Genomic DNA, 12,941 nt, shown 5'->3' with positions numbered 1-12,941 from the left:
GCTCTAATCGCCAATCACCTGATAGCCAATAAACATATCACTCGCCCGCTGGCTCAAATAATTGTTTGGATTTGAACTGCTCTCTTCCGGCAGAGGAAGAATAGGGGATTCAACGAGTCTGTACAATGAGGAAAATATTAGAAGCTGGGCAAAGCCCGAACCCAGATCGTTTCATTTAACAGGCTTGCATAAGAACAGCACCATTCTAATTTTTTGCCCACGACCTTTCATCCTTCATCCTTGAAAAGTGCCTCCCATCACTCAGACGCCGACGCAACTATCAATTACCTGGCCCTATCTGCCAGAGAATTTTCCCCTGCCAGATGACCCCGTGGAGAATACAGATCAGCCACTTTTAGCAGCAGCTTTGCGCCAACTCTTGATTGCCTTACCCGACCGAGTGCAAGACGCGCTCATCGTGTCTAACTTTGCCTTGTGTGCAGCCATTGAAGGGCGGATTATCTGCAAAGCACCAGACTGGATGTATGTGCGACCTGTTCAAGCTTGGCCTCATGCTTATTCCCGCCGCAGCTATACGCCGCATACTGAAGGCACCATTCCTCAAGTGGTGATGGAGTTTCTCTCTGCTACTTATGGGGAAGAATATTCGGTTGAGTTTACAGAGGGTGTGGGCAAGTGGTTTTTTTACGAACAAGTGATTCAAGTTCCCCGCTACGTCATCTTCCGACCCGATACGGGAGGCATTGAAGTCTATGCTTTGGAGTCGGAACGTTACCAACTGCAAACACCAGAGGAAGCGGGGCGCTATTGGATTCCCGGATTAGATTTATTTCTGGGAGTTTGGGAAGGAAGCCACGAAGGCAGAACTGGCTATTGGCTGCGGTGGTGGAATGCTGAAGGTGAGTTAGTGCTATGGTCAGAAGAACGGGCAGAACAAGAACGCCAACGGGCAGAACAAGAACGCCAACGGGCAGAACGGCTGGCAGAACGGCTACGTCAGATGGGAGTTGACCCAGAGCAGTTGTAACAGACAAGAGCGATCGCCCCTGTGTCATTTTCCCATGCGTCCGGTGAGGTTGGCGATCGCCGTCGCTAACTCCGCTGGGTTGACTGGCTTAGGAATGTGTAGCTGGAAGCCTGCTAGGAGAGCCTTTGTACGGTCTTCAGCTCTGGCGTAGGCTGTCAGCGCTACAGCCGGAATTTTTCCGCCTTGTGTATCCAGCGCCCTCACTTTACGAATCAGGGCGTAGCCATCTTCTCCCGGCATCCCAATATCGCTCACCAAGATATCTGGCTGCAAGCGGTGGAGCGCTTCCAGTGCTTCGCCTGCACCCGTCACAGCCGTGACTTGGGCGCGATATTGCTCCAAGATGGCAATTAGCACTTCGCGGGCGTCGGCTTCATCATCCACGATTAGCACTCGCAAGCCATCCAGAGTTACGGGAGAAGCGAAGTTGACGGATGAGAGATGAAGATGAGAATTTAATTCATCCTTTCTCCCTGCTTCATCCGTCCGGAGCGGTAGATTCACAATAAAGGTTGCGCCTAAGCCAAGTCCGGGGCTTTGGGCGCGGACGGTTCCACCTTGCAATTCTACGAGGTGGCGCACGATCGCGAGTCCGAGTCCGAGTCCGCCATGCGATCGCGTAGTTGTACCATCGGCTTGACGGAAGCGTTCAAATACATAAGGGAGAAAGTCATCACTAATCCCCTGTCCCGTGTCGGTGACTCTGATTTGGGCATAGTTGGTTCTGGGGTGTTCATTCCCATTCCCCATAACCACTGAAAGTTGTACCTCGATCCGCCCCGCCTTGGGGGTAAACTTGACGGCGTTAGCAAGCAGATTCCAGACAACTTGCTGCAAACGAGCGGCATCGCCCAAAATGAGTCCGACTGAGCGATCGCATCTAGATTCTATTTGAATATTTTTCGCTTCTGCGGCAGGTAGCACCGTATCGATAGCCGCCTCAATCACGGGTACAAGTTCGATGGGACGCACATTTAGGCGCAGCTTGCCGGTAATAATCCGCGAGACATCTAGGACATCCTCAATCAGTTGAGACAGTGCCCTTGTATTCCGGTCGATGGTTTCTAGGGCGCGGGCGGCAGTGGCGGCGTCAAACTTCCGGGTACGAAGGAGTTGAGTCCATCCCAGCATGGCGTTGAGAGGCGTTCGCAGTTCGTGGGAAAGGGTAGCTAAAAACTCATCTTTGATGCGGTTTGCTTCTTGGGCTTCCCGGTAAAGACGTGCATTCTCAACAGCTACGGAAGCCATCTGTGCCAGCTGGACGAAGATGGCTTCATCTTGTTCGGTGAAGTCACCCTCGTATTTATCCGACAGTTGAATCAAACCAATATTGTTCCCGTTGTGTCCCGTCAGGGGTGCGGCTAGCCAGCCTCGCATCGGTGGATATTTACCCGCAGATGTGCTGAATTCTTGCCAAGCGGGATCTGCCTCCAGTTCAGCTTGCGTCATCCGCATCGGGCGGTTCCTCTGGCTGACAAGCGAGTAGATGCCCGTACCATCGAGCTTTTCCAAGGATTCGCGCCAAGCTGCATATTTGTCCGAGAGGGAGATGGCGTTGAGAGACTGCGCCCAGTCTTGATTTCCGCTCAAGTTAGTGACTGACTGGTGGGCACCGATGATGGTACGCGCTTGCTCGGCGATCGCTTGCAACCGCCGATCGATCGAGAGTGTAGAGTTGATGGCTAAAGCAGCATCCGCCAAGCCTCGAAGTTGGGTCGCCCGTTGTTGTTCGTTGAGCAAAAGTTGGTTGCGTTCTTGCTCTAACTGCTTGCGATCGCTGATATCTTCAACCATGCCCAATCCATAGCAAGCTTTCCCTTCGCCATTAAAAATTGCCGTAGCTGTAAGATGAATCCATAAAATTTCTCCATTTTTCTGGATGTAACGTTTCTCTATTTGATAGCAAGCTAGCTCACCTTTGAATATTTGCTTTGCATAGCGCCAATCTTTTTCAACATCTTCGGGGTGGGTAATATCCGCAAACGTCAATTGACTGAGTTCTTGCTCTGGGTATCCCAACATCTCACAGTAGGTTTTATTCATTTTGACCAACCGACCGTTTAAGTCAACAACGGAGATGCCAATGGGTGCCTCTTCAAAAAATTTCCGGAATCGTTCCTCGCTTTCTCGAAGCCTTTCCTCTGCCCGTATGCGTTCCGTAATATTTTCGTGTACCAAAACCACTTCGCAAATATTTCCGGTTTCATCTTTTACGGGATAGATGAAAGACTGCGTCCAGCGTTCTTGGTTTTGGTAATCTCCTAGCTCCGCAACATCATATATGATTGGTGGGATGGCTGCCGCTTCGCCAGCAAATGCCCGTTGAATGTATGGCATGATGCCTTTAGCGACTAATTGCTCATCCTTCAACAGGTTGTATTCTGGAATTTGGTCAAGAGTGATTCCCCAAAGTTGCTCCCAAGCTCGGTTTACCTGAAGAATCCGACCGTCGGGAGCCATAATTTGCGTACTCAACGGGGACTGATCCACCAAAGCCCGGAAGCGAGTTTCGGATATTCGCAACTCTTGCTCAGCGCGTTTGCGATCGCTTAAGTCAATCGCAAAACCCACACCGATTTGGTTAGAGTCGCCCAGATAGCTTGTCCCAACCAAGATGGGCACTCTGGTGCCGTCTTTGCGGATATATTCTTTCTCGAAGGGAGTATGGGTGCCTGTCTGCTGCATCTCCTCCATCGCCTGCATATCCAGATGCCGATATTCTGGCGGCGTTATTTGCGCCCAGCTCACTTTTCCGGACAACACTTCCTCCTGCGTATAGCCGACGATGTCACAAAAGGCATCGTTTGCCTCCAGAATGTTGCCAGAAAAGTCCGCAACGATAACCCCGATGATATTTGACTCAATCAAGCGTCTCGCCCGTGCTTCGCTCTCTCGCAGAGCCGCTTCGGCTTGCTTGCGCTGGGTGATGTCGCGGGAAATGATCGCGATGCCCTTGATGCTTTTATCCTGATTGTGCAGTGGGGCTACGATATATTCGTAGTGCTGCAAGCCGCTAGCACTTAAGAAGTCGTTCTCATTTCTGATAGGTTCTCCCCTAGAGATTACCTCTTGTCTGTGAGCATCGAATTGTGTGATGATTTCTTCTGGCAAGCCGATATCTCGCCAAGTTTTGCCTACCAAATCCCTTGGCTGGAAGCCCACGACTTGGGCACCGCCAGTGCTTACATATTTGTAGCGACCTTCACGATCGAAGATGTAGATGTGATCGACAGATGCCGAAAGAATCGCATCCAGCGTACTGGCTTGTTCTTGAAGCTCTTTTGCGAGGTGCCGAGAGTTTTCTTCCACTCGTTTGCGATCGCTAATGTCCCGTTGAGTTCCCCAAGCTCGTACTAAAAAACCATTTTCTACAATTCCTACGAGATTATTTAAGAAATATTTAGAATTTCCTTCTTTATCCACCTCATAGGATTCTGCATCGTTGAGTTGGTAGCCAGACTGAATAAACGCACGCAAATATTCAATATTATTTGGCTCTGAGGGAATCAGAAAATCTTCTAATCTTACCCCAATAATTTCTTCGGCACTATCAAAACCATACATTTGAGCCATGACATGATTACATTCAGCTAAGTATCCATATTGGTAGAAATGCTGAATCTGCTCATCTTCTGCAAGTTCTATAGAAATAGGCTGCTCAAGTTCAAACCGCCAAATTCCCTCTGAACTACGCTCAATAAAAGCGCGGTAGCGTTCTTCGCTGTTCCGCAGCAAGGCTTCAGCTTGCTTGCGCTCAGTAATGTCTCGAATAATACTCAAAATTATTTTTTTATCGCCAATCCCTAGGCTTTGGGCACTCACTTCTACAGGAAAGAAACTCCCATCTTTGCGGCAGTGAATGGTTTCAAACAAAATACCTTGTGTGTCTGCCTGCTCGATTTGCTGAGCTATCAAATCCTGAGTTTGTGGCGCTCGTAAATTGTTAATTTTTAGGGAAAGCAACTCTAATTTATCGTAGCCATAAGCCTTAATAGCCGCCTGATTTGCTTCAATAATTTGACCATCAAGATGCACATATAAAACAATGTCACGACTGTGTTGAGAAAGAAGTTGATATCGTTTTAATTCTTCCTCAGTCGCTTTGCGCTCGGTGACATCAGTCAACATAGCGATCGCTTTTGGCATCGTTTCGCCTTTCGCGCCGCTAAATTCACCGTCTTCATTAAAAATAAGATTCGTGGAGACAATTGCCCAAAGCGTCGAACCGTCTTTGCGGCGGAAACGGAAGTCAAACTGCTCTTTGATGCCCCGTTTCCCGCGCTCCAAATATCGCTCTATATGAATGCGAGCCTCTTCATCCATGAAGTCAAAAATCGGACGATCGAGCATCTCTTCTACACCGTAGCCGAACATCTCAGCTAACCGCTGATTGACATACTCTATCCGCAGTTGGGCATCAACTAACCAGATGCCCTCGTTAGCCGTCTCGACGATGCTACGATACCGTTCCTCGCTGGCTCGTACTTTTAATAAGTTCATCTCGGCTCGTTGCTTGGCAGCCTTTAATTCCGCACTGAGCGAACTAATGAATAATGCTACAAACCCAAACACCGCCAATCGCAGGATGTCCCCCCAACCAAACAATAGTGAATGGAACGGAGGGATAAAAAAGTAAGTAATCGTTACAGTAGACAAAACGGTAGCTAGCAGCCCCGGTTTCCAGCCGCCGTACCAGGCACTCAACATCACGGCAGCAAAAAAAAGTGGGGAAATGTGCGGCTGAATGTGCGGCAATATCCACAGCGTCAGTAGCATGGCGCTAGCAACGGCGAGTACAGCAACACAATAGCGCCGTAATCGAGGGTTTATTTTTTTTAACATATTTCGTTCTCCTGGCGGGTTCAGCTTTTACAGCGCTTCGTACTACCCAAATGCCAACAGCGATTCTTGATGTGAAAAATGAAAAACTAATTTCCCGCACCAACGCGATCGCTGGTTCGCACATCTACCGTATTGACTCCTCGATCCGTATCATAGCCAGATGTCAAGGTTTAGCGCCTGTATATTTCAAAATACTGATGATGCCAGCATCAAACATAGAAATCGGCTCCAATTCCGCTATTGCCCAAGATTGCACAATACTGTAACAATTGGTGAGGTTGGGAGCCTCTCTTTGCTACCCCCGATGAGTTCATCCTTTCATGGGGGAAAGCTCCAATTACTGCCCGATTCAATCGCATTGTGCATTAACTCTCCTAAAATTAGCGGGGGGATTGAGAATTTAAAAAAATAATGGCTCGTAGCCCTACTTTATCTTTTGATCGCGGCACTTTAATATTGCATCCGCCTCCTAGGGGCAAAGCTTGGGTGGAATATGCTACTTGGGACGATCGCGTGGAAAAGTTCCGCATTCCGGCGATTCACTATCGTCAACTGGTGGAAGCACTGCAAGCGGAAGAAACAAATTTTATCGACGAGGCGAAGGGTTTTCAGGCGTTGGAACTCGTCGCCAGCATGGAAATGGAACCCTACCCGCATCAAACTGAGGCGCTGATGGCTTGGAAGCAAGCGGGGCGTCAGGGTGTGGTGGTGCTGCCTACGGCGGCTGGGAAGACTTATCTGGCTCAACTGGCGATGCAGGCGACACCGCGCAGTACATTGATTGTGGTGCCGACACTGGATTTGATGCACCAGTGGTATGCTCATTTGACGGCGGCTTTTCCGGATGCAGAGGTGGGATTGTTGGGAGGTGGTTCGCGGGATAAAACAGCGATTCTGGTTGCCACTTACGACAGTGCGGCAATTCATGCCGAAAGCTTGGGCAATCGATATGCAATGCTCGTGTTTGATGAGTGTCACCACTTACCGACTGATTTTAATCGGGTGATTGCCGAATATGCGATCGCTCCCTACCGACTGGGACTCAGTGCCACTCCTGAGCGTTCTGATGGCAAACACGCCGATCTAAATCTTCTCATTGGTTCCGAAGTTTACCGCAAAACAGCAGAGGAACTTTCTGGTTCGGCACTCGCTGAGCATGAGATCGTGCAGATTAAAGTCAAGTTATCGCAACTAGAGCGCGATCGCTACAACCAGCTCATTCAACTCCGCAACAACTTTTTGCGAGAATCAAATATTTCTCTAGGCAGCATACAAGGCTGGCAGCAATTTGTGATGAGAAGTGCAGGTTCGCCAGCGGGACGCCGTGCGATGTTAGCCCACCGGGAAGCGAAAGATATCGCCTTGGGTACAGACGGCAAACTGCGAATTCTCACCAATTTGATCGCCGAACATCACGCAGAACGAATTCTAATTTTTACTGCTGATAACGCCACTGTTTATCGCATCTCCCAAGATTTCTTAATCCCAGCAATTACCCATCAAACGCCGGTGAAGGAACGCCACGAGATACTAACCCGCTTTCGGGAGGGAGAATACAAAACTCTGATCGCTTCCCACGTCCTAAATGAGGGTGTGGATGTCCCCGCCGCTAGCGTAGCAATTATCTTATCGGGCACAGGTTCGCAGCGTGAGTTTATTCAGCGCATGGGACGGGTTTTGCGGAAAAGTCAAGATAAAAATAAACGCGCTATTCTCTATGAAGTGGTGGCGGAAAATACTAGCGAAGAAGGTACGTCCCAGAGGCGGCGGGGAGATAAGAGAAACGAACCGCCAAGGCGCAGAGAACGCAGAGGAAGAGAGGAGGAGAAAGATAAGCAATTGGAGATTTTGCCGTCTCCACCTACAATTTACGGCGGGAAGTCTAATGTTACCAAAAAAGCAGCGGAGTCTTCAGAAAAATGGAAAGAAGATTGATAATTATTTAGGTTGGGCATTTTTAAACGCTTTCGTAGCGCCAAAGATTACGCAAAGTTGCGTAGAGTATAAGCCTATCTTTGCGTACCGAAAGCGCGTATCGAGAGCGTTTAAAAAAATATACCGTTTTATGTTACCTACTGACCTTTTAATCCACCGTCAAAATGGCGAGACAATTGTCCCGAAGCGCTTGAATATTGATGATAAGAATCTGGGGATTGCATCCGCTCTCATTACCTGTTTTCAGGAGGCGCTGGGTTGCACGCAGGGGGAACTCGATCGCCAGTTGCAGGAATTAGAAGGAGATAGTCCTGATTATCGTCTGAGGCGGGGACTTGCCCACATTCTTAAAAGCAGTTTATGTACGTTTGATGTCGTTAGTCCCTTGGAACCGCAGGAATTGCGGGAACGAGTCTTTGCGCTGGCTGCTCAATCTGTTCCCAGTCCCCAAGCTTCGGTGCAGACACTAAGCTTATTAGCTGACAAACTCAGCCAGGAACTGGATCGAGAAGTGCTGGCAAGTCAAATTCGCCTGGGACTTTACGCAGATTTAGCCGAGAATCGCATCCTCACACAGTTTGACGCTCCCACGCCTGAAAATTTGTTGCACCGCTACAATTTATCCCAGGTGCAGGGTGTCTTCTATCGTGCTAGTCAAATTACCCTGAATGCTCACCGCAACGTTCCGGGCGAATATAAGCTGTTATTCCGCTATCTCAAATTATTTCAACTGATGGCATATATTGAGGGCGATGCGGATCACGGCTTCACGATAACTGTGGATGGCCCTACCAGTTTATTTAAGCCGAGTACGCGCTATGGGTTAGCGATCGCTAAACTCCTCCCAGCTTTACTCCACGTGACTAAATGGAGCTTGAGCGCCACGCTGCAAAACCGCGACGCCTTCACTGGCAACTGGAAAACCGGACGCTTTACGCTGAATTCTGAGTGTGGTTTGGTGTCCCACTACCCACCCGGTAAGCCTTATGACAGTATGTTAGAGGCGTCTTTTGCCGACCGCTGGGACTCGCTGAAAAGTGAATGGGTATTAGAAAGAGAAGTTGACCTTATCCCCATTCCAGGCAGTGTGATGATTCCTGACTTTCGCCTAGTGCATCCCGATGGTCGCACGTTCTTACTAGAAATTGTCGGCTACTGGCGTCCCGAATACTTACAAAAGAAGTTTTCTCAGGTGCGTCGCGCTGAATGCGATAACTTAATCTTAGCGATTTCGGAAAGGCTAAATTTGGAGAAAGCCGGTGTCAAATTGAACGATGTACCGGCAAGAATTGTTTGGTTTAAAGATAAATTAGCACCCAAGGTGGTGTTAGCGGCAATGGATTAATATCTAGTCGTCATAAGTACCAATACGCTTGCTGTTAAAAATAATAGTTGTAGGTTAGTTGAGTAACAGCAACCAACAAATCAGGGCTTACGCAACTTGCGCGACATAGTAAGGGCAACTACAGGGAAATTGAACCGACAAGAACGCTATATGTATAAGCTTTGCGTAAGTTCTGCAAATGCTAACTTTGGTGGTTTTAGCTCTAGTCGAATCTTATTAAGTAGTGCCCACTACGCAAACATTGAGTAGACACTACTTATACTTCTATCGGAAGTAGGAAGACGATTACAGAGGAATGAGTTTTAATCAAGTGCATCCCGATTCTAGGAGAAACCAAGTAGAAACCGATGAATAGAGATATTAAAACTCAAATTAAAACGCGAGTTGGCATGATGTTGATTGTGACTGCTGGAATTGTGCTGAGTTTTCCAGCTACTGCACTAATTAGTAGCCCTAATAATCACTCCAATTCTGTTAGTGACTCCGATCGCGCTGACTTAACTGCGAGTAGCCAAGAGTTATTAGCTCAAGACACGCCAGCCAGTCCCGAACCTAGTCCTGAAGCTAGTCCCGAACCTAGTCCCGAAGCCAGTCCCGAACCTAGTCCCGAACCTAGTCCCGAAGCCAGTCCCGAACCTGCCAGTCCTTCACCCACAAGTACTACGAATAACAGCAATCTCACGCCAGGAATTTGGTTATGTTTAAATAATCCTAATCCGCAGTGTAATAATCCCCGAAGACCTTAGACTCTCCGCCTGTCTGGAGTGCGAAGAAAGTGCGATCGCCCTCCATTGACCTAATAAAAAAGCCCCCGTTTCTGGGGGCTTTCACTTTATGCTTTAGTAGCGACGAGAGAAACTGTTGTTTCTCCGACCGCCACCACCACCACCAGACGGACTTCTGTCTTCGCGGGGCTTGGCTTTATTCACTTTCATGTCACGACCCATCCATTCAGCACCATCCAGGGCTTCAATGACAGCCGTTTCTTCAGCCTCGGTAGACATTTCCACAAAGCCGAAGCCGCGCGGACGACCTGTTTCGCGGTCAGTCGGTAGCTGAACCCGCTTTACAGAACCATATTCTGCAAAAACTCCGGTCAGATCGGCTTCGGTAACGTCGTAGGACAGATTACCTACATAAATAGACATAGATCGTCTCCAAAATCATAGGAATGTAGAGATTTAGATTTCGGAGAGAAGTCTGTTAAGACCAAGACGAAAAAGCCAGTCAATAAAAACAAAACCTTGCAACCGAATCAACTCTCCTTTGAGATGATAGCATCTTATAAATTTATCTGTAAAAGCGGCAGAAAAGTATTACAAAACGCAATATTCAGGATGATGTGGTGGGAAAAGGCGATCGCGCACTTGCAGCGGCACTTCTCTCCCCTTCTCTCCAATTAACCCAGGATAGCGGTGCGCGATCGCATCAAAAGACTAAGTACCAGCATGGGCGAGAAAACCCCGCTCCTATAGCCCTATTTTCCAGTGAAACGGACAGCGCTGAGTGCTGACAAAATGTATCCTCAAGAACAAACAAGGGGGTTAACCCGTGGATAATAAATTGGGGGGAACCGCAAAAGTCCCCCAATTTATCGGGGGATGCAAGGGGGATCTCTGCGTAAGTTCTATGGAATTAACCATATTTATCCAGAAAAATTGTAAAGATAAGATGGCTGATGCCAGCAGCGATTAATCACAAAAGGATTTTTCGATTGATTCAGATTCAACAAACTAAAACAGCAACCAGCAGAAGCATACCCGCTCAAAATTCAAGGACAGCAATCGGGCGTCAGCGACTACCAGGGATAGCTTGGATATTCTGGATACCGATGGCTCTAGGATTGGTGGGGTGCGAACCTACCGCAGATTTATTGCGGCAATTGCCTGGACAGGATGTACCCGAAGCACCGGCATTGCCTAACAGCGCCGCTCAATCCTCCACCATTGCCCAGATGGAAGCCTCTGTCCGTCAGCGTATCAATGAAGTCCGCCAGCAGAATGGCTTAAATCCACTTCAAAACAACGAAAAATTAGCACGGGTTGCTCGCAATTACAGTCAGAAGATGGCTCGTGAGAACTTCTTTGACCACGTTAGTCCAGACGGCAGCACTCTGGCTAAACGGGTTCGGGCTGGGGGAATCTCCTACTGGGTAGTCGGCGAGAATTTGTTTAAAAGTGTTAATGCTCCCCAACCCGTGCCGTTAGCCGTCCAGGGATGGATGAATAGTCCCGGACATCGTGCAAATATTTTGCAAGCCGAATACGCCGAGACGGGTATAGGAGTTTGGCGGCAAGGAAACACTTATTACATTACGCAGTTATTCTTGCGATCGCAATTTTCACCCAAAGATTTATTCAAGTAATTGCGATCGCAATTTGCTTGACGACGATCTGGAAGTGCTGTAATTAAGGAAAAAGCCCTCTTGCCTGTTGAACAAGAGAGCTGCATCTAATGGTGTGAGGAGTAGAACTTTGCAGTTCTTACTATCAGCGTACTCAGCGAATGTGACAGTTCTACCTCTATTAGATGACAATGTTGCGATCGCATCCTCGCTGCTTACCCACTTATCACCTGGTTCCCACAGCCAACCGAATCTTCTACTGGCAGAAAATTAGCATCGTCTCAATTACAAAAATTTACCTAAAAATCTCTCAATTCAAGTGTACAAAATTCCCTAGGCTGGACTCTTGGAACGAAACCCAGCAACCCCTGTACGGCGTTGGGTTGAACGATAGTGAAACCCAACCTACATCTGTATAAACTACATCTGTATAAACTTAAACTTCATCCCAATTCTATTCACTTAAAGTCAATTAACAGGAGGAATCTCAAAATGTCATCCCCAATTCGTCCCCCATTTACTAAAGAAACTGCACTCGCCAAAGTAAAAGCAGCCGAAGACGCTTGGAATACTTGCGATCCTGAACGAGTGGCTAATGCCTATACAGTTGATTCTCAATGGCGAAATCGTACCGAATTTTTTACAGGTCGAGAAGCCATCAAAGAGTTTTTGAAGCGCAAATGGGAAAAAGAACTGGACTATCGTCTGATGAAAGAATTGTGGGCGTACACAGATAATCGGATTTCTGTACGCTTTGAGTATGAATGGCGTGATGCAGAGACTGGTCAATGGTTCCGCACTCATGGAAACGAACACTGGGAATTTGACGCTGATGGGCTGATGAAAAGGCGCGATATGAGCGCTAATGACTACCCAATTCAAGAACAAGAGCGTCGTTACCAATTTTAAGTGAATGCTGAAAAACTTTGCATCAATTCGTTGTGTCGGGCTTTTGCCTAGCCTACATTAATTAGAGAAAATAGAAGAGGAATCAAGGCTTGAGTTGGATCGCGTTAGCATCTTTAGGATTATTTTCACTGGTTGTTTTTAGCTGTTTGGGCGTAAAACTGGCGAAGCAATCAAGCAGTAACTCCCGTTTCAGCGAGTTGTACTTGGTTTGACCTTCTTTTCGGATCTGGATTAACCCCGCTTCCGCCAGTATCTTGGAGTGGTGACAGAAGAGAGCTAAACTAATCCCTAAGTGATTGGCTATCTCGCTTCCGCTCATTTCCTCACAAGAAGCTAACATCTCCACAATCCTCAAGCGTGTAGGATCGGAGAGAGCTGCAAAGATTTTAGCCCGAAGTTCTATGTCCCGAACGGCAGCTTGAGACGCAGAGGGCGGTTGAACGCTATTGTTGTTATCGATCATGGGAAGTAGGGGTTAGTACAAGAAGCCACGAGCAAGCCCCAGCAGGACTCTGCGATTACTCTGATGTCAACGCTAACAGAAGGTTGAACGACGGTACAGGCGTGTCTCACGCTCT

General features: G+C 48.0%; 10 protein-coding genes. 7 read left to right on the top strand and 3 right to left on the bottom strand.

The genetic code is table 11. The features are described from left to right. Window positions 1-247 precede the first annotated feature (247 nt). The gene (locus ACFW2W_RS15695) at window positions 248-988 is read left to right on the top strand and encodes a Uma2 family endonuclease (RefSeq protein WP_378179803.1); all 741 of its coding nucleotides are present in this window, start codon (window positions 248-250) and stop codon (window positions 986-988) included. A 24-nt stretch (window positions 989-1,012) separates the two neighbouring features. Here the strand turns inward: ACFW2W_RS15695 and ACFW2W_RS15690 are convergent, their stop codons facing one another. After that, window positions 1,013-5,830: a PAS domain S-box protein gene (locus ACFW2W_RS15690; protein WP_378179800.1), complete on the bottom strand. Its 4,818-nt coding sequence runs from the start codon at window positions 5,828-5,830 to the stop codon at window positions 1,013-1,015. A 411-nt stretch (window positions 5,831-6,241) separates the two neighbouring features. On the opposite strand from ACFW2W_RS15690, the gene ACFW2W_RS15685 reads away from it, so the two are divergent. The 3 genes from ACFW2W_RS15685 to ACFW2W_RS15675 all read left to right on the top strand — a co-directional run bounded on the left by ACFW2W_RS15685 (window position 6,242) and on the right by ACFW2W_RS15675 (window position 9,856). Further along, a complete protein-coding gene (locus ACFW2W_RS15685; RefSeq protein ID WP_378179797.1) occupies window positions 6,242-7,765 on the top strand; it encodes a DEAD/DEAH box helicase in 1,524 nt (507 codons plus the stop codon). 130 nt (window positions 7,766-7,895) lie between these two features. Then, the gene (locus ACFW2W_RS15680; RefSeq protein ID WP_378179794.1) at window positions 7,896-9,110 is read left to right on the top strand and encodes a DUF790 family protein; all 1,215 of its coding nucleotides are present in this window, start codon (window positions 7,896-7,898) and stop codon (window positions 9,108-9,110) included. Window positions 9,111-9,457: 347 nt separating this feature from the next. Further along, on the top strand, window positions 9,458-9,856 hold the full coding sequence (locus ACFW2W_RS15675) for a hypothetical protein (RefSeq protein WP_378179792.1): 399 nt from the start codon (window positions 9,458-9,460) through the stop codon (window positions 9,854-9,856). A gap of 93 nt (window positions 9,857-9,949) precedes the next feature. On the opposite strand, the gene ACFW2W_RS15670 is transcribed toward ACFW2W_RS15675, so the two are convergent. Beyond that, on the bottom strand, window positions 9,950-10,258 hold the full coding sequence (locus ACFW2W_RS15670) for an RNA recognition motif domain-containing protein (RefSeq protein ID WP_378179789.1): 309 nt from the start codon (window positions 10,256-10,258) through the stop codon (window positions 9,950-9,952). Between the two features lie 683 nt (window positions 10,259-10,941). On the opposite strand from ACFW2W_RS15670, the gene ACFW2W_RS15665 reads away from it, so the two are divergent. From ACFW2W_RS15665 to ACFW2W_RS15655, 3 genes are all read left to right on the top strand, one after another. After that, window positions 10,942-11,475, top strand: coding sequence for a CAP domain-containing protein (locus ACFW2W_RS15665; RefSeq protein WP_378180007.1), 534 nt, complete (start codon window positions 10,942-10,944; stop codon window positions 11,473-11,475). Window positions 11,476-11,584: 109 nt separating this feature from the next. Then, entirely contained in the window at window positions 11,585-11,728 is a 144-nt protein-coding gene (locus ACFW2W_RS15660) for a hypothetical protein (protein ID WP_378179786.1), read from the top strand. A gap of 218 nt (window positions 11,729-11,946) precedes the next feature. After that, window positions 11,947-12,363: a nuclear transport factor 2 family protein gene (locus ACFW2W_RS15655; protein WP_378179783.1), complete on the top strand. Its 417-nt coding sequence runs from the start codon at window positions 11,947-11,949 to the stop codon at window positions 12,361-12,363. Between the two features lie 82 nt (window positions 12,364-12,445). Here ACFW2W_RS15655 and ACFW2W_RS15650 read toward each other — a convergent pair whose 3' ends face one another. Next, window positions 12,446-12,826 carry an ArsR/SmtB family transcription factor gene (locus ACFW2W_RS15650; protein WP_378179780.1) on the bottom strand — a complete coding sequence of 127 codons (381 nt, stop codon included), beginning with the start codon at window positions 12,824-12,826 and terminating at the stop codon, window positions 12,446-12,448. Window positions 12,827-12,941: the final 115 nt, after the last annotated feature.

This window comes from Coleofasciculus sp. H7-2 (assembly GCF_042747725.1).
Taxonomy (GTDB): domain Bacteria; phylum Cyanobacteriota; class Cyanobacteriia; order Cyanobacteriales; family FACHB-T130; genus FACHB-T130.
Note: the sequence above shows the minus strand (reverse complement) of the source record. Positions and strands in the feature narration are given on the sequence as shown.

Bases quoted from the DNA above. Each gene is read 5' to 3' on its own strand.
- ACFW2W_RS15690 (WP_378179800.1), bottom strand. From the start codon at position 5,830: ATGTTAAAAAAAATAAACCCTCGATTACGGCGCTATTGTGTTGCTGTA.
- ACFW2W_RS15685 (WP_378179797.1), top strand. From the start codon at position 6,242: ATGGCTCGTAGCCCTACTTTATCTTTTGATCGCGGCACTTTAATATTG.
- ACFW2W_RS15680 (WP_378179794.1), top strand. From the start codon at position 7,896: ATGTTACCTACTGACCTTTTAATCCACCGTCAAAATGGCGAGACAATT.
- ACFW2W_RS15675 (WP_378179792.1), top strand. From the start codon at position 9,458: ATGAATAGAGATATTAAAACTCAAATTAAAACGCGAGTTGGCATGATG.
- ACFW2W_RS15670 (WP_378179789.1), bottom strand. From the start codon at position 10,258: ATGTCTATTTATGTAGGTAATCTGTCCTACGACGTTACCGAAGCCGAT.
- ACFW2W_RS15665 (WP_378180007.1), top strand. From the start codon at position 10,942: ATGGCTCTAGGATTGGTGGGGTGCGAACCTACCGCAGATTTATTGCGG.
- ACFW2W_RS15655 (WP_378179783.1), top strand. From the start codon at position 11,947: ATGTCATCCCCAATTCGTCCCCCATTTACTAAAGAAACTGCACTCGCC.
- ACFW2W_RS15650 (WP_378179780.1), bottom strand. From the start codon at position 12,826: ATGATCGATAACAACAATAGCGTTCAACCGCCCTCTGCGTCTCAAGCT.